This is a genomic window from Olsenella uli (assembly GCF_901212675.1).
GTDB classification, from domain to species: domain Bacteria; phylum Actinomycetota; class Coriobacteriia; order Coriobacteriales; family Atopobiaceae; genus Parolsenella; species Parolsenella uli_B.
In genome coordinates, this window is the sequence record NZ_CAAKOQ010000050.1 from 70,905 (window position 1) to 92,029 (window position 21,125).

At 65.9% G+C, this 21,125-nt stretch carries 17 protein-coding genes, 1 tRNA gene and 1 pseudogene; 7 read left to right on the forward strand and 12 right to left on the reverse strand.

The window, feature by feature from the left end; all coding sequences use genetic code 11:
• Positions 1–220: 220 nt before the first annotated feature.
• Entirely contained in the window at positions 221–1,120 is a 900-nt protein-coding gene (gene pfkB / locus EFAMC1_RS08810) for a 1-phosphofructokinase (RefSeq protein WP_154053911.1), read from the reverse strand.
• Complete coding sequence (locus tag EFAMC1_RS08815) at positions 1,117–1,893, reverse strand: DeoR/GlpR family DNA-binding transcription regulator (protein WP_154053912.1); 777 nt, start codon at positions 1,891–1,893, stop codon at positions 1,117–1,119. Before EFAMC1_RS08815 ends, pfkB begins: the two co-directional genes overlap by 4 nt.
• 820 nt (positions 1,894–2,713) lie before the next feature.
• Here EFAMC1_RS08815 and EFAMC1_RS08820 point away from each other — a divergent pair.
• Positions 2,714–2,788 (forward strand) — tRNA-Val (locus tag EFAMC1_RS08820).
• A gap of 301 nt (positions 2,789–3,089) precedes the next feature.
• Entirely contained in the window at positions 3,090–4,040 is a 951-nt protein-coding gene (locus EFAMC1_RS08825; RefSeq protein ID WP_187324629.1) for an Abi family protein, read from the forward strand.
• Between the two features lie 237 nt (positions 4,041–4,277).
• Here the strand turns inward: EFAMC1_RS08825 and EFAMC1_RS08830 are convergent, their stop codons facing one another.
• Genes EFAMC1_RS08830 through EFAMC1_RS11295 form a run of 3 tightly spaced genes read right to left on the reverse strand, consistent with a single transcriptional unit; the run spans position 4,278 to position 7,081 of the window.
• A complete protein-coding gene (locus EFAMC1_RS08830; RefSeq protein WP_154053914.1) occupies positions 4,278–5,903 on the reverse strand; it encodes an ABC transporter ATP-binding protein in 1,626 nt (541 codons plus the stop codon).
• The gene (locus EFAMC1_RS08835; protein WP_187324630.1) at positions 5,890–6,702 is read right to left on the reverse strand and encodes a hypothetical protein; all 813 of its coding nucleotides are present in this window, start codon (positions 6,700–6,702) and stop codon (positions 5,890–5,892) included. Before EFAMC1_RS08835 ends, EFAMC1_RS08830 begins: the two co-directional genes overlap by 14 nt.
• The gene (locus EFAMC1_RS11295; RefSeq protein WP_187324631.1) at positions 6,677–7,081 is read right to left on the reverse strand and encodes a helix-turn-helix domain-containing protein; all 405 of its coding nucleotides are present in this window, start codon (positions 7,079–7,081) and stop codon (positions 6,677–6,679) included. The genes EFAMC1_RS08835 and EFAMC1_RS11295 overlap by 26 nt, the downstream gene beginning before the upstream one ends.
• A 222-nt stretch (positions 7,082–7,303) precedes the next feature.
• Between EFAMC1_RS11295 and EFAMC1_RS08840 the strand changes: the two genes are divergently transcribed.
• The 3 genes and pseudogenes from EFAMC1_RS08840 to EFAMC1_RS11520 form a co-directional block, all read left to right on the forward strand.
• Positions 7,304–7,624 (forward strand): PadR family transcriptional regulator, encoded by a 321-nt coding sequence (locus tag EFAMC1_RS08840; protein WP_187324632.1) that lies wholly within the window; start codon positions 7,304–7,306, stop codon positions 7,622–7,624.
• Positions 7,611–8,510 (forward strand): DUF1700 domain-containing protein, encoded by a 900-nt coding sequence (locus tag EFAMC1_RS08845; protein ID WP_261981842.1) that lies wholly within the window; start codon positions 7,611–7,613, stop codon positions 8,508–8,510. The genes EFAMC1_RS08840 and EFAMC1_RS08845 overlap by 14 nt, the downstream gene beginning before the upstream one ends.
• Positions 8,511–8,551: 41 nt before the next feature.
• Positions 8,552–8,923, forward strand: a pseudogene (locus tag EFAMC1_RS11520) (ATP-binding cassette domain-containing protein); the annotation flags it as partial.
• 490 nt (positions 8,924–9,413) lie between these two features.
• Here the strand turns inward: EFAMC1_RS11520 and EFAMC1_RS08860 are convergent.
• Positions 9,414–9,848 (reverse strand): phage integrase SAM-like domain-containing protein, encoded by a 435-nt coding sequence (locus tag EFAMC1_RS08860; RefSeq protein ID WP_261981843.1) that lies wholly within the window; start codon positions 9,846–9,848, stop codon positions 9,414–9,416.
• A gap of 637 nt (positions 9,849–10,485) precedes the next feature.
• On the opposite strand from EFAMC1_RS08860, the gene EFAMC1_RS08865 reads away from it, so the two are divergent.
• Positions 10,486–11,565 (forward strand): 6-phosphofructokinase, encoded by a 1,080-nt coding sequence (locus EFAMC1_RS08865; protein ID WP_154053918.1) that lies wholly within the window; start codon positions 10,486–10,488, stop codon positions 11,563–11,565.
• Positions 11,566–11,722: 157 nt separating this feature from the next.
• Here the strand turns inward: EFAMC1_RS08865 and EFAMC1_RS08870 are convergent, their stop codons facing one another.
• The 4 genes from EFAMC1_RS08870 to mgtA (EFAMC1_RS08885) form a co-directional block, all read right to left on the reverse strand.
• A complete protein-coding gene (locus EFAMC1_RS08870; protein ID WP_187324634.1) occupies positions 11,723–11,869 on the reverse strand; it encodes a hypothetical protein in 147 nt (48 codons plus the stop codon).
• A 94-nt stretch (positions 11,870–11,963) separates the two neighbouring features.
• Positions 11,964–14,756: a magnesium-translocating P-type ATPase gene (mgtA, locus tag EFAMC1_RS08875; protein ID WP_222838693.1), complete on the reverse strand. Its 2,793-nt coding sequence runs from the start codon at positions 14,754–14,756 to the stop codon at positions 11,964–11,966.
• 348 nt (positions 14,757–15,104) lie between these two features.
• Positions 15,105–15,608: a winged helix-turn-helix domain-containing protein gene (locus EFAMC1_RS08880; RefSeq protein ID WP_154053920.1), complete on the reverse strand. Its 504-nt coding sequence runs from the start codon at positions 15,606–15,608 to the stop codon at positions 15,105–15,107.
• Positions 15,609–15,623: 15 nt separating this feature from the next.
• Positions 15,624–18,338 (reverse strand): magnesium-translocating P-type ATPase, encoded by a 2,715-nt coding sequence (gene mgtA / locus EFAMC1_RS08885; protein ID WP_154053921.1) that lies wholly within the window; start codon positions 18,336–18,338, stop codon positions 15,624–15,626.
• 177 nt (positions 18,339–18,515) lie between these two features.
• On the opposite strand from mgtA (EFAMC1_RS08885), the gene EFAMC1_RS11300 reads away from it, so the two are divergent.
• Positions 18,516–18,770 (forward strand): hypothetical protein, encoded by a 255-nt coding sequence (locus EFAMC1_RS11300; protein WP_154053922.1) that lies wholly within the window; start codon positions 18,516–18,518, stop codon positions 18,768–18,770.
• 128 nt (positions 18,771–18,898) lie between these two features.
• Here the strand turns inward: EFAMC1_RS11300 and EFAMC1_RS08895 are convergent, their stop codons facing one another.
• A complete protein-coding gene (locus tag EFAMC1_RS08895) occupies positions 18,899–20,248 on the reverse strand; it encodes a M18 family aminopeptidase (RefSeq protein WP_154053923.1) in 1,350 nt (449 codons plus the stop codon).
• Between the two features lie 183 nt (positions 20,249–20,431).
• The gene (locus EFAMC1_RS08900; protein WP_222838694.1) at positions 20,432–21,046 is read right to left on the reverse strand and encodes an ABC transporter ATP-binding protein; all 615 of its coding nucleotides are present in this window, start codon (positions 21,044–21,046) and stop codon (positions 20,432–20,434) included.
• Positions 21,047–21,125 lie beyond the last annotated feature (79 nt).

Sequence of the window (21,125 nt, forward strand, 5' to 3'; positions counted from 1 at the left end):
GCCCTTCGGCTTGTGCCGGGGTGTGGGCTAACGGGGTTGAGGGCTTACGGGACAAGAGGCTTTCCGAGGGCCTTTCGCGAGCGCGCCCGCAGTTGGTTGGGCGCTTGCTCACGAGATGGGCTGCTGGGCTTCTTGATCGCCCTGCTTGCAAGGCGTTCATGAGGCCCGAGGAGGTACGAGAAGACGAACTCCATGTCGGCTTCTTGCCCCCCCCTGCTTGCTAGGCGTTCATGAGGGCTTCCACTTCGTCGCGGCGAGCGAGGTGGTCGGAGAAGGCGCTGGCGGAACCAGCGGCGAGGGCCATCTTGAAGGCGGTCTCGTAGGAGCCCGTCTCGATGAGGCCGGCGAGGAAGCCAGCCACGGAGGAGTCGCCGGCGCCGACGGAGTTGACCACGATGCCCTTGGCGGCCGGGCTCTGGAAGGCCGAACCGTCGTCGCCCACGAAGACGCCGCCCTCGCCCGCCATGGAGACGAGCACGTTCCTGGCGCCCTTCTCCTGCAGCTTCTTGGCGTAGGGGATGACCTCGTCGCGCGTCTTGAGCGTGACACCGAAGATGTCGCCGAGCTCGAAGTTGTTGGGCTTCACGAGGAAGGGATGCAGCGGCAAGACGTTGGTGAGGAGCTTGCGCTCGGCGTCGACCACGATGCGCGCGCCACGGCCGTCGAGGCGCCGCATGATGCGCTCGTACATGTCGCCGGGAAGGGTGTTGGGCACCGAGCCCGAGATGACGAGGGTGTCGCCCTCGCCGAGGCCGTCGAGCTTGGCGTAGAGCTCCTCGATGTTGGCGTCGGTGACCTTGGGGCCCTGGCCGTTGAGCTCGGTCTCCTCGTTGGACTTGATCTTGGCGTTGATGCGGCTCATGCCCTCGTCGACGTGGATGAAGTCGGCGTCGACGCCGCTCTTGCGCACGAGGCGGGCGATCTCGGTGCCGGTGAAGCCGGCAAGGAAGCCGAGCGCGCGGCTCTTGTGGCCGAGGTTGCCGAGGACAACGGACACGTTGATGCCCTTGCCGCCGGGCATGACCTGCTCGTAGGTGGTGCGGTTGATGACGCCAAGCCGCATGTCGTCGACGCGGACGATGTAGTCGATGGACGGGTTGAACGTGACGGTGCAGATCATGCGTGTACCTCCACTACGTTGGCGTACGCGCCATACCTGTGGTCGGCGGACGCGGTGGTGATGAGCGTGGCGTCCGCGAACTCGCAGAAGGTGGCCGGGGTGACAACGCCGAGTTTGCTTGCGTCGGCGAGGACGAAGCGCTCGTTGGTGCGCTCCATCGAGATGCGCTTGACCATGGCCTCGCTGGGGTCGGGCGTGGTGAAGCCGCGCTCGGGCGTGACGCCGTTGGTGCCCCAGAAGCCCTTGGTGAAGTTGTGGCGCGAGAGAGCGTCAAGGGCACCCGGGCCCACGATGGCCTCGGTGAGGCCCTTAAGGTTGCCGCCGATGACGATGGTGCGGCAGCCGCGCGAGGTGAGCGCGAGGGCGTTGGAGACGGAGTTGGTGGCAAAGAGCGCCTGCGTGGCGGGCTCGGAGAGGGCCTCGACGAGGGCAAGCGTGCTGGTGCCGGCGTCGATGTAGACGAAGTCCTCGGGGCCGATGAGGGTTGCCGCATGGGCGGCGATGAGGCGCTTCTCGGCGGTGTGGAGGCTGCGCTTCTCGTCCATGCCGAGCTCGTTGGTAACGAGGGGGCTCTGGGCGGGGGCGACGGCGGACTCGACGCTCGCGGCCCCGCCATGGACCTTCACGAGCTTGCCCGCCGCGTCAAGGCGGTCGAGGTCGCGACGGATGGTGGACTCGGAGGTATCGAAGGCCTGAGCGAGGTCGGATACAGTTACGGTGGCGCTCTCCCCCACCATCTCGACCATCTTCTGGCGACGTTCCTCCGCGAGCATGCGATACCTCCCTGTGCGGCTCGGGCTCCCGTTTTTGGCGCTTGCTGCGCTCCGGTGCGTACTATTGCACTTTTGTGCGTGGTATTGCGCAAGGATGGACATTTGAACGATATGAAGTGAGCGAACGGTAGCATTTCGTCGGCAAACGGTAGCCGCGTGACACCCTTCCGTATGATTTGTCACATTTTCGCCTGGCACGTGGCAGGACTGCGCACGAATGCGCACGGATGCGCGTGAGTGCGCAGGCGGCTAGCTTTCATGCGTGCCACACCCGACGACGTGCAGTGCAGCGCGTTTTCGGGCGGCGCTGTTATGCGCGGGCGCGCTCTCCAAGCCAAGGTGCGTCTCCGGCTTCTCCGCGCAAACAAAAGCTTTCTTGTCCCAAAGGAAAACCCACCGCTAACGAAAACTATTCCGTTATCTAGATTTTTAGGGCCCTCTCCAAAGTAGCCTTCCTTCAGTGAATGGACAGTACCATCATCTACCTGCGTCTTTGCTCAAAGGCATGGAGCCCATACTTCGAGACTGACGCCATAAATCTAGATAACGGAATAGATTTACAACACGCCGTGAACATGCCTCGCACACCTAACCTCTGAAGTCTTTCAGAGGGGACGTTATTCGCCACAAGTGAACCGACGGCTCCGATTCTCTTTTGGAAGAGGCTGCCCATTACTAATATGAGGGCCCGACAGCAATCAGGACAAATGCCGAGCTCCGACGTCTAAGTGAAAAAGTCAAAATTGGGGCTTGCGCGGCGGGGAAATCTCTTGCTAATATAGACCTCGCGCTGAAGCACCAACGGCGCTTGAAAATATACGGGCGTTTAGCTCAGGGGGAGAGCGCTTCCCTGACACGGAAGAGGTCACAAGTTCAAATCTTGTAACGCCCACCAAACTTTCGCAGCTCAGAGCATGTCGGCTCTGAGCTGTTTTCGTATCTGTCCAAATGGTGTCCAAACAGCTGTCCAAATTCGGCGGGATTCACCGGACGATATGGAATGTCAAGTTATGCATGGACTTGAGTATCGGCACCTTGAGGTGCCGATATAATGCCACCAATATTCCATAATCATCTGACCATTATTCGGCTCATGTGATTCGGGAGCCGGACTCTTCAGCTTCTGGTCGTAGGGTAGAATTGCTTGCATGATGGATGATGCCAAGAAACTCATAGCTTGGGGTATGGATGACGGCGTGCATGATGCGCTATCCCTCAAGCCCATAACGACTCCGGAGCAGCAGATTGAGTTGCTCAGGGGCAAGGGCGTCACGTTTGAGCGCTGCGCGGAGGAGCGCGCGCTCGAGATTCTTTCGAGTGCCGAGACCTACCTGCACCTCTCCGCCTACCGGGTGCTTTTCCAGCGCCATGAGGACGGCCCCGACGCCGGGAAGTTCGTGAACCTCGACTTCGGGGACCTCTTGGACGTGAGCTCTCTCGACGACGTTCTCCGCGAGACGTTTCGCCTCATGGCGAAGGATGTCGAGCGCGCGGTCAGGGCATGGCTCGTGTCCGAGGCCGCCAGACGCGGGGAGGGCGGCTATGGGGTCGTCGCCGACTTCGTGTCCTCCCTGCCCCGCGGCTTCCGCGAGGGGCTGAGACGCGACCTCGTATCGCGTTCCCAGGCGGACGAGTACGCGGGGTCGCTAATCGACCACTACCGGGACGCTATGCCCGTATGGGTGCTGCTGGAAGTGGTACCGTTCGGGACGCTGCTCGCCTTCTACCTCTTCTGCGTTGAGCGCTGGGAGGAGACGGGGAGGCGGGAGATTCACTACGCTCTCAAGGACGTGAAGGCCGTCCGCAACTGCGCGAGCCATGCGGGCTGCCTGTGCAACGGCTTCGTGCCCGAGCGCGAGACGAGGCACGCAACCTCGGGAGTCGCACTCGAGTGGCTGAACGTCCACGGCATCCGCAACTGCAAGGGCCGTCGAGCCAGACTGCGCAACCGTCGCACGCAACAGCTCGTGACCACCGTGGCACTGCATGACATGCTTGCGGGCGAGCACGCCGCCCCGGCAGCGCTTGACGCGGTCGCTGGCCTCCGTCCCCTGATGGACGACGCAATCGCGCGCTATGGGACGCAGAACCCTCTTGTGTCTCATCTTGCGTTTCTTGCGAGGGTTCTTGACGCGGCACGAGGCTGATGCCATGATGTACGCAGATGCAAAAACCTTCGAGGTTTTGTAAGGGCCGGTCCTCTCGGGGACTGGCTCTAGTTGTTTATGAGGCCTTAATTGATGCTGGATGCCATTCGGTGACTTGAAGAACGACCGGCGGGTGATGCTGGGTCGTACCTATGGGTCCCTAGCCGGCGTAGCTTACGGGTTTTTGGATTCCCATACATGCGTCGTGTGGCATGACGATTGCATAAACCAGGGAAGCTATAGATCGATCACCTGGTCGGCGACGCTGTCGAAGACCCCCTCGTGATCAACCACAACAACGAGACGCTCGCGCGCAAGGCGGGTGAGCAAGTCTCGCAGCGACGCTTTGGCGGCGGGGTCGAGACCGGTTGCCGGCTCGTCGAGGAGCAGCACGTCGGCACCGCACAGCAGGGCGCGGGCGATGGCCGCCCGCTGCCGCTCCCCGCCCGAGAGGAGCGACCCCGCGGGCCCAACGGGCGTGGCGTCGCCCTCCGGGAGCCGCTCCGCCACCTCGTCGAGCCCTGACTCGGCGAGCGCGGCGCGGTATGCCCCTTCACTGGCATCCTCGAATCCGAGCAGGACGTTCTCGCGCAGGCTCGCGTTGAGTAGGAAGGGCCGCTGCCGTACGACGGCGCAGTGCGAACGCCAGGACTCCGGCGAGATGCTCCCAAGCGAAACGCCGTCGATGAGGACTTCGCCCTCCCAGCCGGAAAGTTCGCCGAGCAGGATTCTGAGTAGGGTTGACTTGCCGGAGCCGTTGGGACCCCTCACCACCACGAGCGACGGGCGCGAGAGTGTGGCCGTGAGCCCGCCGAGGAGCGGGTGACCGTCGTCGTAGCGGAAGGCGAGGTTCCTGAGCTCGATCGTGTGCGGAGCGGCCGTGAGTTCGGCTCCGCCGCTGCGCGGCGACTCCGGGAACGCCTCGGCGATGCGCCCGAGGGCCGCGAGCGCCGGCTGCACCGTAATGGCGGCGGAGACGGCCACGAGGAAGGGGCTGTAGACGCGCGCTGCGAGCTGGACCGCGGCGACGACCCGGCCGACCGAGAGCGACCTCGCGAGAACGGCGCAGGCAACGTAGACGAGCGAGGCGCTCGCTGTGGAGAGGAGCGACATCCCCTCGCCCGTGAGGGCCGCGAGGACGCTCCGGCGCACCGAGCTCAACCTGACCCGTTCGCTCGCGTCACCAACCCTCGCGGCAACCGACCTTGCAGCATCCGGTGAGGAGCCGACCTCCGCGCGGCCGGAAACCGCTTCGGCGACCCTGCCCGTGAGGCCGGCGTTCGCCTCCAGGGTGGCGGCGACTGAGACCCGGTATGCCCTCAGCGACCGTGCGGCGCACCAGGCGTAGGCGGGAACCGGGAGGAGCGCAAGAGCAAGCACGGCAGGGCTCATCGCCGCAACGGCGATGGCCGAGCCCGTCGCCTGGAGCACGCTGCTCGCGAAGGTGAAGCTGGTCTTGGAGAAGAGTGCCGAGACGCTTGAGGCCTCCGCCACACGCGCCGCTATGTAGCCATCGTCGCATCCGGCCATCCAATCCGTTGACGCGTCGAGGACGCGGCGCAGGAGGTTCGCTCTGAGGTCGGCGGCCACGCCCTCGCCGGCGGTCGCGAGGACGCGCGCCGCGAGGATCGAGAGCGCAGAGCTCGCTGCGGCCGCAACGATGAGCGCCAGCGCGAGCACCGCGACGAGGGGGACGTCGCCGGCGGCGAGGCCCCGGTCGATGAGCTGCTGGGTGATGAGGGCGGGAGAGACGGCGACGGCAGAATAGGCAACGAGCAGGGCGACGGCGCCGGCGAGCGACGCGGCACGCGAGCGGACGGCAGGCGCTATGAGGCGCAGAGGTCGGAGGTCAGGCTTCTCCATTGGTCGTCCCTTCGCTTGGTAGGCTTTCGAGTGCCTCAAGGATTTCTCGGTAGCGCGGGTCGTCGCCGGCGAGCTCGCGCCACTCGGGGGAGAGGGCGCGCCCGGCGGCCTCCCGGCGCAGGACCGTACGCAGCGCGTCCACCTTCCGCGCCTTGTGCTCGGCCCACGCCGCGCCGGAACAGGCGGGGTCGAGACGGCCGGCCACGCGGTCCCAGAGTGGGGTGCCCGTCAGGTCCGAGTCCGTTGGGGCGCCGGTCGCGGCGTCCACCGCACGTGCGAGGGACGTGAGCGCACCATCCCTCTCGCCCGCGCGCCGCAGGGCCTCGGCCACCTCGAAGGACATCGTGGCCGAGAAGAACGGGTTCACCGCGCCCATGTCCAGCGCGTCGAAAACCGCCTCGGCGGCCGTGCCGGCGGTGCGTGCGAACGCCGCGTCGTCCCGCGCCCCCACCTCCTGCGCGAGCGACGAGAGCACGAAGTTCGCGGCTCGCAGACGCTCCGTCTGCAGGAGTTCGAGGGCCTCGTCGTCGCGTGCGAGCTTGCGATACGTCGAGGCGAGCAGCATCGTCGCCGCGCCCGCGTCCTGCCGGCGCACGAGCGGCTCCAGGAGCGTCGCGGCCTCCTCGTGACGATTCGCCTGGAAGAGCGTCGTGGCCTTCTGCTGCTGCGCGAGGTAGAGGATCGACGGGTCCGTCGCCACCTCGAGCGCGCGGTCGAGCAGGGCGAGCGCCTCGTCCGCGAGCGCGTCGGCGTCGGTCACGCCGTCCCTCTCGTCAGCTGGCGAGAACGGTGTGGCCATGCCCCCCCGCCCACACGGTGAGGAGCGACGCCAGCATGAGCAGCAGGTTCGCGTCCGAGTAGTGCTTCGTGGCAAGCGCGCGCAGCCGCTTGTGTGCCGATGCAAGGTCCTTCTCGCCTAGCGCGTAGACCTCGGCATAGAGTGCGGCGGACTCCTCCTGAGAGAGCTCGTCGCGCCAGTCGAAGAGCTCGTCCAGGGTGAGCGAGAAGTACGCGGCGATGCGCGGCAGGAGGCTCACGTCCGGGATGCTCTGCCCGAGCTCCCACTTGCTCACGGCGGCCTTCGAAACGTCCAGGTGGGCGGCGAGCGCCTCCTGCGTAACGCCCCTGCTGCGACGTTCCCGCGCGATGGTGCGGCCTATGTTGACGGTTGCGTTCATGATCCCCCCTCGACGTGGCGACTTTCGCTATCCCCAGTATGGGGTCGAGTGACAGTGGAATCAAAGGAGCGTTGGTTGACGTTTCGTGCATATAGTCAACCGCCCCTCGACATCGCGTTCGTGGCGCGCGGGACCGGAGATTATTCGCGATGGGAGTTGACGTCATATACCATGCGACGTATAGTTTGCATCACACAGTATACGACGAGGGGAGGTGTGCGGATGGAGGCCCAGATGAAGCGCGGCTTCCTCGAGGCCTGCGTGCTCGCGGCCGTCTCGGGCGAGGAGTCCTACGGCTACCAGATCGTGAGGGACGTGCCGGCGAGCATGGGGCTCACGGAGTCGACGCTCTACCCGCTGCTCAAGCGCCTCGAGAGGGCCGGGTGCATCACGGCGCGCTCGGCCGAGCACAACGGCCGGCTGCGGCGCTACTACCGCATCACGGACGAAGGCCGCGAGCGCATCGAGGGGTTCCTGGCCGAGTGGCCGTCCGTGCAGGAGATCTACGCATACGTTGAGGAGGCGCACCATGACGCGCGATGAGTTCCTGGGCCGGCTGGGCGAGCTCTTGGCCTGCCTGTCGGAGGACCAGGTGGAGGAGACCAAGCAGTTCTACGCGGAGGCCATCGCCGACCGCATGGAGGACGGGATGTCCGAGGAGGAGGCCGTGGCCGCCATGGGAACGCCCGGCGAGGTGGCCGAGGCCACGCTCGACGACCTGCCCGCCGTGCCGCGCGCCATAGCCAAGACGCGCCGGCGCAGCAACGCGCTGCTGTGGGTGCTCGCCATCGTGGGATCGCCGGTGTGGGTGCCGCTTCTGCTGGCCTTCGCGGCGGTGGCCGTCACGGTCTACGTGTGCATTTGGGTGCTGGCGCTTTGCGTGTGGGTCATCGCCGCCTGCCTCGGGGCCGTGGGGGTCACGAACCTCGCGCTCATGACGGTGGGTTTCAAGCTGGGGCTCATCCCGTACGCACTCGCGACGCTGGGCTGCGGCATCGCGCTTCTCGGCGCGGCGCTTCTCGTGGGCGCGGGCGCTTGGGCGGTCTCCAAGCAGATCGCGCGCCTTTCGGCGCTCTGGGCAAGAAAGGCGCTCTCCCCCTTCTGGAAGAGCCGGGGCGAGAAGAACGCCGAGGCCTCGGCTAGGACGGAGCGCGTCGCGGGCGTCATGGCCAGCGCGAAGAGGATCTACCTCGCCGTGGCGGGCGGACTCGTTGCCGCGGGCCTTGTCCTCGCGGGCATCGGATACGTGGCCTCGGGCTGCAATCCTGCCGTGTTCACGACGCAGCTTGACGCCCGCAGCGGGGAGATCGTTCTCGGCGGGGTCGAGGTGGAGGGTCCCATCGGTATGTACAACCTCGACCGCATCTTCGGGCTGGGAGACATCGACACCTCCGGCGTCGCCGCGCCCGAGGCCCCTGCGGCACCCTAAGTACACGCGAGGCATCAGCGATTTGAGGAGGGAGGGCTGAGATGATCATCCACTTCTCCGTGGGCTACGACCCAGAAAGCCCGCTGGTCCGCGAGTGCGACCTGCGCATTGACGAGGGCCGGGTCACGAGTATCGTCGGGGACAACGGATGCGGCAAGTCGACGGTTTACCGCACGCTCGCGGGTGAGGTGCCGCCCCTCTCCGGGGCGGTCCCGGGCGACCTGCCCGGGCGCTGCTGCACCGTCTCGGACCGCTCGAAGATCCCCGGCGAGGTGCTGGTCGGCGACATCGTCGACCTTGTCGGCAAGACCGGAATGGCGCGGCTCCGCTCCCGCTCGCGCATGGTCGCGGACGTCGTGGAGGGCCTCTCGGGGACGCGCGTCTCGAGGCTCAGCACGGGTCAGCGCCGCCTGCTCGAGATCGGCGTCTGCCTCTCCACGGGGCGGGACGTCCTCATGCTCGACGAGGCGCTCAGCGGCCTCGACTACCGGAGCCGCCAGGCGTGCATCGACGCCGTGCTCGCCCTCGAGGGGACGACCGTCCTCGCGACCTCGCACAACCTCGAGGACGTCCTCGCCCTCGGCGGCCGCATCCTGTTCCTCGACGCGGAGGAGAGGGCCCTCGTCGAGTACCCGGGCGAGAGGACGGTGGAGGCGCTCCGCGCGTTCATGACGGAGCGGATGGAGACGAGGGGCGACGATGCCCTTGAGGGCGATACTGCTGTTCGAACTGCGGAGGATGTTGCGCGGCCGCACGGCGCTCGCCCTTGCGCTCGCTCTCGGCACCCTCCTCGCGATGTGCGCGATGCTCTCCGCCCCGTACGCGACGCAGAGCGGGCTCGCGCTGCCGGGCGCGGTGGCGCTCGTCTACCACTCGGTGCTCTCGCAGTTCGGCTTCATCGTACTAGGGACCATCTATTGCTACGCTTTCGCCCGCGACTTCGACGGGACGTGGCGCTTCTACGCCCAGGCGGGCGTGGCCCCTCGCCGTGCCGTCCTTGCGCGGCTCGCACTCCTCTCGCTGTTCTCCGTCATCGCTGCGGCGGCGATGTACCTTGAAGAAGCGATGGTCCTTTGCAACGGTGTCGGCGACGAGGCCGTCCGCGAGCAGGGCTGCCTGCACGTCCATGACGTTCTCCGGCGTTATCTCTTCGATTGAGTAGCCCTCGAGATAGCGCGCGAGATGCTTGATGGAGCTGCGGTAGTTGGTCGCGGTGCTCGCCTCTATCTGCTGGGAGCGCTCGCGCTCGTCAACGTAATCCAACATGTACGCAATGAGCTCGCGACTTGAGGCGCCGTCGCCGTCCTGCTCGATCAGCTCCCTTCTGATGTCCTCCATGATGAGGGTCGCGGCTCGGCGAGAGGTCGCTTCGAACGATCTGGTTACGATGCTCGAGCCGTTTCTATCGGTCCGGCAGAAGCGTGCCTGCCAGTGTCCCTTGCTTCGCTCGCGCAGGCTTCCTTTCGAGTAAGTTGCCATTGAGACCAGCTCCCGAATGTCTGTCCAAATGAATGATGGCTGCTGTCCAAACGCTGTCCAAAATAGGTTTGGACTCACCGTAACGGACGGCCTGTCTGGAATCATAGAGAATCAGAAAAGCCGAGATAGACGGACCAATCGGACGCTCTGGATGCATGAAGTGTGAAGATTGATTCACTGGAAAACGCCTGTTGACGGAGCGGCAGGGCGCTGACACGGAAGAGGTCACAAGTTCAAATCTTGTAACGCCCACCACAAAAGACGCAGGCCAGAGGCTATGTCCTCTGGCCTGCTTTTCTTTTTGGACGCCATAACTTGTCCCCGGAAGTCCGGCCTTCCCACTCTCATTTAGAGCAGACAGCCCCCAGAGGCACGCCTGACGCCCCCCCCCCCCACCCCAACGCAACAGGCAGTTCATCGCCAGTTGTGCGAGACTGTAGACATGTACGCTTCATCGCCGCGCCCCTGGCGCGACCCTCGCGAAAGGGGCAAGCACATGCTCAGAATCGGACTGCTCACGAGCGGCGGCGACTGCCAGGCGCTCAACGCCACCATGCGCGGCATCGTCAAGACCATCCTCAACAAGGCCAAGGAGCCCGTGGAGATCTGGGGCATCGAGGACGGCTACCAGGGCCTCATCTACGGCCGCTGGCGCAAGATGGAGTGGCGCGACTTCTCCGGCGTGCTCACGCAGGGCGGCACCATCCTCGGCACGAGCCGCACCCCGTTCAAGTACCTCGACCAGCCCGAGGCCGATGGCGTGGACAAGGTACCCGCCATGAAGAAGAACTACAAGAAGCTCAAGCTCGACTGCCTGTTCATGCTGGGCGGCAACGGCTCCACCAAGACGGCCAACCGCCTCTCCAAGGAGGGCCTCAACGTCATCGCGCTGCCCAAGACCATCGACAACGACACCTGGGGCACCGACATCACCTTTGGCTTCACAAGCGCCATTGACGTGGCCACCCGCTGCATCGACGACATCCACACCACAGCCAGCAGCCACGGCCGCGTCTTCGTGGTCGAGATCATGGGCCACAAGGTGGGCTGGATTCCCCTGTACGCGGGCGTCGCCGGCGGTGCCGACGTCATCCTCATCCCTGAGATCCCCTACGACATGGACAACGTCGTGGAGGCCATCGAGCGTCGCGAACGCGACGGCGGGCGATTCGCCATCGTGGCGGTGGCCGAGGGAGCCATCACCAAGGAGGAGGCCGCGATGCCCAAGAAGGCCTACAAGAAGAAGGTCGCGGCACGCGTACAGCCGAGCGTTGCCTATGACATCGCCGAGGAGATCGCCCGGCGCACCGACCGCGAGGTGCGTGTGGCCGTGCCCGGGCACACCCAGCGCGGTGGTGCCCCCGACGCACAGGACCGCATCTTCGCCACGCAGTGCGGCGTGGAGGCCGCCCTCGCCTGCCTCAGGGGTGACTTTGGCGTCATGATCGCGAAAGTTGACGACAAGATGTGCCACGTGCCGCTCGCAAGCGTCGCCGGCAAGCTCAAGTACGTCGACCCCGAGGGCGACCTCGTACGCGAGGCCAAGGCGCTCGGCATCTCATTTGGCGACGAGTAGGCGCTCGCCTACCCCGCGTCTGTCCACCTGACATTCCCCTCCGAGGGGAATGTCAGGTTCCTGGGCCAGCCATTGAAAGGCCGCCTGACCCCCTTGCGGGAATGCCAGACGGCCTTTTGCGTGCGTGGCATTCCCCTCGGAGGGGAATGTCACGGGCCTACCTACGCTTCGGCAGGCACCAGCACACGAGGTTCATCGCCACGATGAGCAGCACCACAACCACCAGCGCCACCCAGAATCCCATGTTGAGGCCAAGCCAGTCCTCGCGTCCGAACACGCTCAGCCATAGGCTCTTCCAATCCATGTCAACTCCTCTCGAGTCGGTCGGTCATACGCATTTGAGGGAGGACGGGGTGGTTCGACCGGACGTGACATAATCCCCGCCCTCATGACACGCCCTACAGAAGCTCGCCGTAGTGGCGCACGTAGGCCTTCTTGATGCTCGTCGCGAGCGCCATGTACGCTAGGATGCACGGGATGAGGAAGGCGAAGTACAGCCGCGGCGGCGCGACAAACCCCAGCACGGCACCGAGCGGCGTGAACGGGATGATCGTGAGCACCGCGATACCTGCCGCCGTCAGCAGCGTCACCGGGGCCGAGGCATGGCTCTGGATGAAGGGCAGCTTGGGCGTGCGGATCATGTGGATCACAAGCGTCTGGCTCCACATCGACTCGATGAACCAGCCGGCCTGGAAGAGGCCGATGTAGGCCATCCGCATGGCCTCGAGCTGGCCGCCAGCGAAGTGGGCACCAAGGTCGTTGAACAGGACACCACCAGAGACCACCATCGGGCAGAACACGAAGTACATGAAGATGTACGTCAGGAAGTCGAACACCGAGCTCGTGGGGCCCAGCCACAGCATGAACTTGCCCACGCTCGAGGCGTCCCACGTGCGCGGCCTGGCGATGAACTCCTCGTCAACGTTGTCCCACGGGATGGCCGTGCACGACAGGTCATAGATGAGGTTCAGGAAGATCAGGTGCACGCTCTCCATGGGCAAAAACGGCAGCAGCGAGCTGGCTGCGAGCACCGAGAACATGTTGCCAAAGTTGGAGCTCGCCGTCATCTTGATGTACTTGATCATGTTGGCGTAGGTCTTGCGCCCCTCGATGATGCCCTGCTCGAGCACGCCGAGGTCCTTTTCCAGCAAGATGATATCGGCCGACTCCTTGGCCACGTCCACCGCCGTGTCCACCGAGATGCCGATGTCGGCCGCCTTCATGGCCGCGGCGTCGTTGATGCCGTCGCCCATGAAGCCCACGGTGTGACCGCAGCGCTCGCGCAGCACGCTCACGATGCGGGCCTTCTGGTCGGGCGTGAGCTTGGCGAACACGTCCACATCCTCGACCGCGTCGGCAAGCTCGTCGTCGCTCATGACCTCGATGTCGCTGCCCAGCAGCATGTCGCGCACCTCGAGGCCCACCTGCGCGCACACGGTCTTGGTGACCTTGTCGTTGTCGCCCGTGAGCACCTTCGTGGTGACCCCATGGCGAGCCAGCGCCTCGATGGCCGCGGGCGTCGACTCCTTGGGCGGGTCCAGGAAGGCCAGGTAGCCCATCAGCACCATGTCACACTCGTCGGCCACGCCAAAGGCTCCCACCGGCGACGGGTCGCTCTTCTGGGCGAGCGCAAGCACGCGGAAGCCCTTCTCGTTGAGGCCGTCCACGGTGGATAGGATGCGCTGCCGCAGCGCATCGGTGAGCGGCTTCACGCCCCCGTCGCACTCCACGAAGGAGCAGATTGCGAGCATCTCCTCGACGGCGCCCTTCGTGACCATCTGGGTCTTCCCCGCCCGATTGCGTACCACGGTGGTGAGGCGACGACGGGTGAAGTCGAACGGGATCTCGTCGACCTTCTCGTAGTTCTCGGAGAGGTCCGTAAGCGAGGCGTCGGCCGCCTCCTCCTGCTCGGTCTTGCGAATGATCGCGAGGTCCATGAGGTTCTTGTAGCCGGTCTGGAAGTAGCTGTTGAGATAGGCGTGGCGCAGCACGCGTGCGTCGTCCTCGCCGTTCACGTTGAGATGGTACTCGAGCACTACCTCGTCGCGGGTGAGCGTACCGGTCTTGTCGCAGCACAGCACGTCGATGGCGCCAAAGTTCTGGATCGAGTTGAGGTTCTTCACGATCGTGCGCTTCTTGCTCATCGCCATGGCGCCCTTGGCCAGGCACGTCGTCACGATCATCGGCAGCATCTCGGGCGTGAGGCCCACGGCGATGGAGATCGCGAACAGGAACGCCTCGAGCCAGTTGCCCTTCGTGACGCCATTGATGACGAACACCAGCGGCACCATGACACACATGAAGCGAATGAGCACCCACGAGACGGCGTTCACGCCCTTGGCGAAACTCGTCTCGGCGGCGTCGCCCGCCACCGCCGTGGCCATCGAGCCAAACAGCGTATGGTCGCCCACGCACACGACCACGGCCGTGGCGCTGCCCGAGATGACGTTCGTGCCCATGAGCGCGATGTTGGTGTACTCGGTCACGGCCTGGCCGCCGGCGCATACGAGCGCCGTCTTCTCGACCGGCTCGCTCTCGCCCGTGAGGCCCGACTGGCTCACGAACAGGTCCTTGGCCGAGAGGATACGCACGTCGGCCGGGATCATGTCGCCCGCCGAGAGGTGCACGATGTCGCCCACCACGAGGTCGTCCATGGGAATCTCGAGCTTGTCGGTGTGACCGTCACTCTCATCGTCGACGTAGCGGAAGACCGTGCAGGTGGTCGTGATCATGGCCAGCAGCCGCGCGGCCGCGTCGCCGCTGCGCGACTCCTGCACGAACCGCAGGACGCCCGAGATGAGCACCATCGTGAGGATGATCACGACGGTCATGCAGTCGAGGTCCTCCGGCGTGTTGCCGAACATCGACCACAGCGGGAAGATGATGTCGGTAACGGTCGAGACACCGGCGAGGAAGAAGAGGATGGCCGTGAACGGGTTGATGAACGCCTCCGCGATCCGCTTCGCCAGCGGCGCCTGACGCTCGTGATGCACCTCGTTGGTGCCAAACTTGTCCCGACTGATGAGCACGGCCTCGTCACTGAGCCCGCCCATGTGGGCTTGCAGGCCACGTAGTACTTCCCTGGTTGAGTTGGTTGCCGCATATTCGACGCGGCGGTTCTGCTCTTCGCGGACGAGCGCGCGCTCGCGCTCGATCGCGCGGCGGCGGGCCGCTACACGGTTGCTCTTCATCGCTACCTCCCCCGTGACGGATGGTCCAAGCCCGCCAGGCGCAGGGCCTGGATCTGGGCTTGGGGCGCTATCCTCGCTTTGCATGGACCTTGGTCCACCCCCGCTCGCGCATTCGTGGACCACCATTAGAATGCCGGGCACGGGAGGGCAATCACAGGGCCTGTCCCTTGCGATTTCCTTGCGATTTGACAAGAAGTGGGAGATGACACCGAGGCGGGAGGATAGGGCGGCAGCGGCAGGATAGGGAGAGGACAGCAAGGTGGCATCCGAAAGGGCCAGCGGGGCGGCAGCGCGTCTGCGAGCTGGAGAGCCGCCCGCGGAAAGCGGGGCCACCGGGCCCCAGTTCGGCTAGTCCTCGTCGGTGAACTTGTAGCCGATGCCCCAGATCGTGAGGATGTAGCGCGGCGCGTCGGGCGCCGGCTCGATCTTCTTCCGCAGCTTGCGGATGAAGGCCATGATGTTGCTGTCGTCGAGCAGATAGTCGCGCTCCCACACCGCGCGGTAGATCTGCTCCTTGGTGAACACCTCGCCGCGGTTGCGCGCGAGGAAGTACAGGATGTCGAACTCCTTGGGCGTGAGGCTCACCGGTGCCCCGCCCACGAGCACCTTGCGGCTCCTGGGATGGATCTCCAGCTCGCCCGCGCGGATGACGTCGGCCTCGGTGTCGACGAGGGCGGCCGGTGTCTCGGGACCCCCAAGCAACAGCGAGCTCGCCTCGCCCGACAGCAGGCTGCGCACGCCCGTGAGCAGCTCGGGAGCGCAGGCACTGCGCGGCGGGTCGGCCACAAGCTTCTCGAGCAGCCACGTGGCGAGGGCGGGGTCTATGGGAACCACGTCAATCTTATTGCTCACGACAGATCCCTCCCCTCAGATAAGCTCGCGCCAGCGGCGCTGGTACAGACCCTTGGCAAGGGTGACGAGTACGAAGTAGAGCACGCAGACGGCCACAAGGAATCCCAGGTAGCCCACGGAGAGCGGGGTAAGCCCAAACACCGCGCCGGCACCGGAGAACGTGAGCGCCGTGAGTGCCACGACGCCTGTCACCGTCACGACCATGACCGGCATCGAGGGGCGGCTCTGCACGAGGGGGAGCTTTGAGGTGCGCAGGCAGTGCAGCACCATCAGCTGCGTCCACAGGGACTCGAGGAACCAGCCGGTCTGGAACAGCGACACGAAACGCGTCTGCAGAGCAGGGTCGGAGATCTGCGCATAGGGTGTGCCCCCGCACAGGGCCGGGCACACGGCAAAGAAGAGCACGAGGAACGTCACGATGTCGAAGAGCGAGCTCACGGGGCCAAACGTGACCATGAAGCGCCCGAGGGTGCGCCCCGACCAGTCGCGCGGGGCCCGCGTCTCCTCCACGTCGACCCTGTCCCACGGCAAGACGATGCACAGCACGTCATACAGCAGGTTGAGTAGCAGCAGCTGCACGCTGGTCATGGGCAAGAACGGCAGGAACGCCGCCGCGAGCACGATGGAGAGGATGTTGCCAAAGTTGGAGCTCGCCGTGACCTTGATGTACTTGAGCATGTTGGCAAACGTCTTGCGGCCCTCGAGCACGCCCTGCTCGAGCACATCGAGGTCCTTCTCGAGCAAGACCACGTCGGCGGCGTCCTTCGTCGCGTCGACTGCGGTGTCCACCGAGATACCCACGGAAGCCTCGGCCAGCGCCGGGATGTCGTTGATGCCGTCGCCGAGGAATCCCACCGAGTGGCCGTTGGCCCTCAACCGGGCGACGATGCGGGCCTTCTGGGCGGGGGTGAGCTCGGCGAAGACGCTCGTGCGCTCCACCGCATGGGCGAGGTGCACCTCGTCGAGCGCGTCGATCTCGCCGCCGCACAGCGTCGCGTCGTCGTCGATGCCCACGCGCCGGCACACCGAGAGCGCGATGGCGAGGCGGTCACCCGTGAGCAACTTGGGCGTGACACCCAGCCGCGCGAGCTTGTCGATGGAAGTGGCCGCCGAGGGCTTAGGGGCGTCAAAGAACGCGAGGTAGCCCACGAGCGTCAGGCCCCGCTCGTCATCAGGCGTAATGCACTCGCCATCCATGCGGCGGCGCGCCACGGCAATCACCTTCATGCCGTCGGCCAGCATCTCGTCGACGATGGCGGAGGCGCCGCCAGCGTCGCCCTCGCCCATCTCGTACGTCTCGCCGCGCCACGACACGTGGGTGCAGCGTGCCACCACCTGGCGCACGTCGCCCTTGGCGATGAGCATGCGGCCCGCTCCGGGCACGTCGACGAGCGTGCTCACGAGCGTGCGCGGGTAGTCGAACGGAATCTCGTCGACCTTGCGGGCGTCTCTTGCCAGCGCGGCAAAGTGCGCCTCGCGCCCGGGCATGGTCGAGCAGGCCAGGACGGCGTTGTCGATGGGATTGCGCACACCAGAGTGGTACGAGCTGTTGAGGTAGGCGAGGTCGAGCGTCTCGGCGCTCTCGTTGCCCAGCACGTCGGTGTAGTACTCGAGCAGGATGTTCTCGCTCGTGAGAGTGCCCGTTTTGTCGAAGCAGAGTGTGTCCATGCTGCCAAAGCCCTGCATGGCGTCGATATTGCGCACGATCGCCCGCTTGCGGAACATCGCGAGCGACCCCTTCGCGAGGCAGGCCGAGATCACCATCGGCAGCATCTCGGGCATGAGTCCCACGGCCACCGAGAGCGAGAACGCGAACGCGTCGAGCAGGTCGGCGCCCGTGAGGCCGAGGATGGCGAACACCACGGGAATGAGGACGGCCATGAAGCGCAGCATTACCCAGGCGATGGAGCTCGCGCCACGCCTGAACGAGTCGTCGGGGCCATCGCCCGACACCGAGTCGGAGACGCCGCCATAGACGGTGTCCCGTCCAACCGCCACGACGATACCCTCGCCGCTGCCACTAATGACGGTCGTAGCCATGAGGGCGAGGTTGTCGAGCTGCGTGATGGGCCCACCGATAGCCGCGTCGAGTGTGTCGCCGCGCTTCTCGACGATGGCGCTCTCCCCCGTAATGGCCGCCTGGGAGACGAACAGGTCGCGAGTCTGGATGAGGCGCAGGTCGGCGGGGATGCGCTCGCCGGCATGGAGCAGCACCACGTCGCCCACCACGAGGTCGCCGACGCTCACCTCGCGCTCGCGGCCGTCGCGGCGCACGATCACGCGAACGCGAATCATGCGGTCGAGCTGGTCGGACGCCCCCTTGGCGCGCAGTTCGAGCACGAGGCGGATGACGCCGCTGGTGGCGACCATGACCAGGATGATAAAGGCCGTGCTCGCGCTCTTCGCCACGTCGGGCGCGAAGACCACGTCGGTAGCGATGGAAACGAGGGCGAGCACGAACAGTGTGACGCTGAAGGGATTCACAAACGCACGCCACAGGCAGCGGGCCAGCGAGTCGGAGGCGCGGGCGGCGAGCTCGTTTCTCCCGTAGCGCTCGCGCATCTTGGGCACCTGCTCGCCCGTGAGGCCGTCGGACGACGTTGAGAGGGAGCCGCGCAGCTCATCGACGTTGCGCCGGGCGCTGTCACGCGCAAGACCGGAGCTCACGGGGGCGCCAGCGCCGCTCGCGGCACCCACACCGCGCAGATCGCGCTCGTGAACGTCACGCATCGCCGCCCCTCCCCGGTTGCCCGCATATGCCACGTCGGCCGCAGCCGCTACCGATCCGATCGTGGCCTCCTCCGTCGTGACCGGCCATCACAGCTCCGGCCGCAGTCGTTACCGCCATGGCCTACCGCAGCTGGTCACAGCCAGCCCTCCAGCTGGCCACAGCCAACTCTCCAGCCAGTGTACGGCAAGCCGACCCACTCTCCCACGCGATCGGCCTATGAGGTTCAGGACCGCATCTTCGCCACGCAGTGCGGCGTCGAGGCCGCCATGGGATGCCTGCGCGGCGAGTACGGCTACCTCATCGCCCAGTATGGCGGTAAGATCGTGCACGTGCCACTCGACGAGATCGCCGACAAGCTCAAGTACGTCGACCCCGAGTGCGAGCTCGTGCGCCAGGCGCGCCTGCTGGGCATCAGCTTCGGCGACGAATAGGGCTTGCGGCATGGCGGCGCCGGGTTGGGTCGCATCGCCAAGCTGCAGGTATGGGCAAGGCGCCCGGCCGGGACTCCCGACCGGGCGCCTTGCGTTGTGGATGCCGCTTCTCTCTGGATGCCGCTTCCCTACCCCAGCACCGCCAGATCCGCATCGGCGATGCGAATGTTGGCATCGAAGAACGCCGTGAGCGCGGCGATCGCGAGGGCCACATCGCGCGTGCCGCCCGTCTCGAAGCTGGAGTGCATGGCCAGCTGCGGCAAGCCCACGTCCACGGCGTGCATGCTCACCTGGACGTTCGAGAGGTTGCCCAGGGTGGAGCCGCCCACCATGTCGCTCCTGTTGGCGAAGGTCTGCACGGGCACGCCCGCGTCGGCGCACACGCCCTCGAAGACCGCGCGGCTGAAGGCGTCCGTGCAGTACTTCTGGTTGGCGGCCTCCTTCACCACGATGCCCCCGTTGAGCACGGGATGGTTGGCCGCGTCGTAGCGGTCGGGCTGGTTGGGGTGCAGCGCGTGGGCGTTGTCGCAGCTCACGAGGAACGACCCGGCAAGCCCGCGACGCAGGTCCTCGTTGGTGCGGCCCAGCGCCTCGGCGATGCGGCCCAGCGTGTCGCGCAGGAAGGTCGACATCGCGCCCTGCTTGGTGTTCGAGCCGACCTCCTCGTTGTCGAAGCAGCACCACACGCTCACGCAACCCTCGTTGTCACTCGCGAGAAACGCCTTGAGCGAGGTAAACGCGCAGGCAAGGTCGTCGAGCTTGGGCGTGCTCACGAACTCCGAGGCCGCGCCCCAGACCCGGCCGCGCTGGCGGTTCACGAGGAAGAGGTCGCGCGCCATGACCCGCCCGGGCTCCACGCCCGCAGCCTCGGCCACAAGCGCGTCCACCGTACCCGCGGAAAGGTCGCCCGCCGAGACCACGGGGCAGAGGTCGCGCGCGCGGTTGGGCGAGAAGCTCTCGTTGGTCTTGCGATCGAGGTGGATGGCGAGGCTTGGGATGAGCGCCACGTCCTCCTCGAGCGACACGAGCCGGCTCTCGATGCGGCTGCCGTTGCGAACGAGCACGCGTCCGGCCAGCGAGAGTGGCTTGTCGAACCAGGTATAGTCAATCATGCCGCCATAGGCCTCGACGTCGAGGCGAAGGTAGCCCTCGGGGCCCTCGAGCTCAGGATTTGCCTTGAGCTTGAAGGTGGGAGAGTCGGCGTGCGAGGCCGTGAGCTGGAAGTGGAAGTCGCCATGCTCGGGATCGTCGAGCGCGCAGCCCACCCGCCATGCGATAACGCTGGAGTTGTTGCGCACCGTGTAGTAGCGCCCGCCCGGCTCGAGCAGCCACGTGCCGCTCTCGGGCAGGTACGTGAAGCCTGCCTCGTCGAGATAGCCTCGCGCGGTGGCCACCGTATGGAACATGCTGGGGCTTTGCCGTATGAACTCGACAAGCTCCTCCGCCGTTGCAACGTCTTGCTCGGTCGTGTTGCCCACGTTTCCCCCTTTGCCCGCAGCTTTGTCGTGCCCCAGCTTAGCATTGCCCCAGGTTGGCCGCGTCTGCGGCACATCCCTGGCTGCGAGCTGCGTCCCTGGGGCACCCCGCCCGCGAAAGGTGGCACCTCAATTTGCCGTGCGTGCAAAAGCGGTCACCCCCGAGCTGGCAGGCCCCGCTGCTCCCTATCGCACCAGCACGAGCGCAGCCACGATGGCCACGTTGAGCCCCACGGCAAAGACGATGTCGCGCACCCGGAGCGGCACCTTGAACGCCAGCTGCCGCACACGCCCATCCCCCACAAGCAGCACCTGGTTGGCGATGGCCCGGGCAAGCGCAAGGTCGTGCGTGGCCACCACCACGGTGAGCCCGGCCGCGACGCGCTCCATGAGCACGTCGAGCATGCGGCAGGTCGAGCGCTCGTCCTGGGCATAGGTGGGCTCGTCGAGCAAGAGCACGTCGGCCGAGCCCGCGAGCATGGAGAGCATCGCGAGCCGACGCTGCTGGCCCTGGCTGATCTCGTAGGGCGAGCGCTCGGCAAGCCCGTCGAGCCCAAACTCGGCGAGAAGGCCGGGCACGCGCGCCGAAAGCTCGTCCTCCGCCGCGTCGGGCTCGGCCGCGTGCAACGTCACGAGCACCTCCTCGGATACCGTGAGGGCGAGAAACTGCAGGCGCGGGTTCTGGAACACGAGGCCGATGGAGCCTTTGACCTCGAGCTTCCCCGTATGGGAGAACTCTCCGGCCAGCGCCCCCAGAAGCGTCGACTTGCCGCTTCCGCAGGCACCGACGAGGGCGCACATATGAACGCGGATGGGGAGGTCAAGGCGTTGGCAATCGCGAATGTGACATCCCTTCCGTATGATTTGTCACATTGCACGC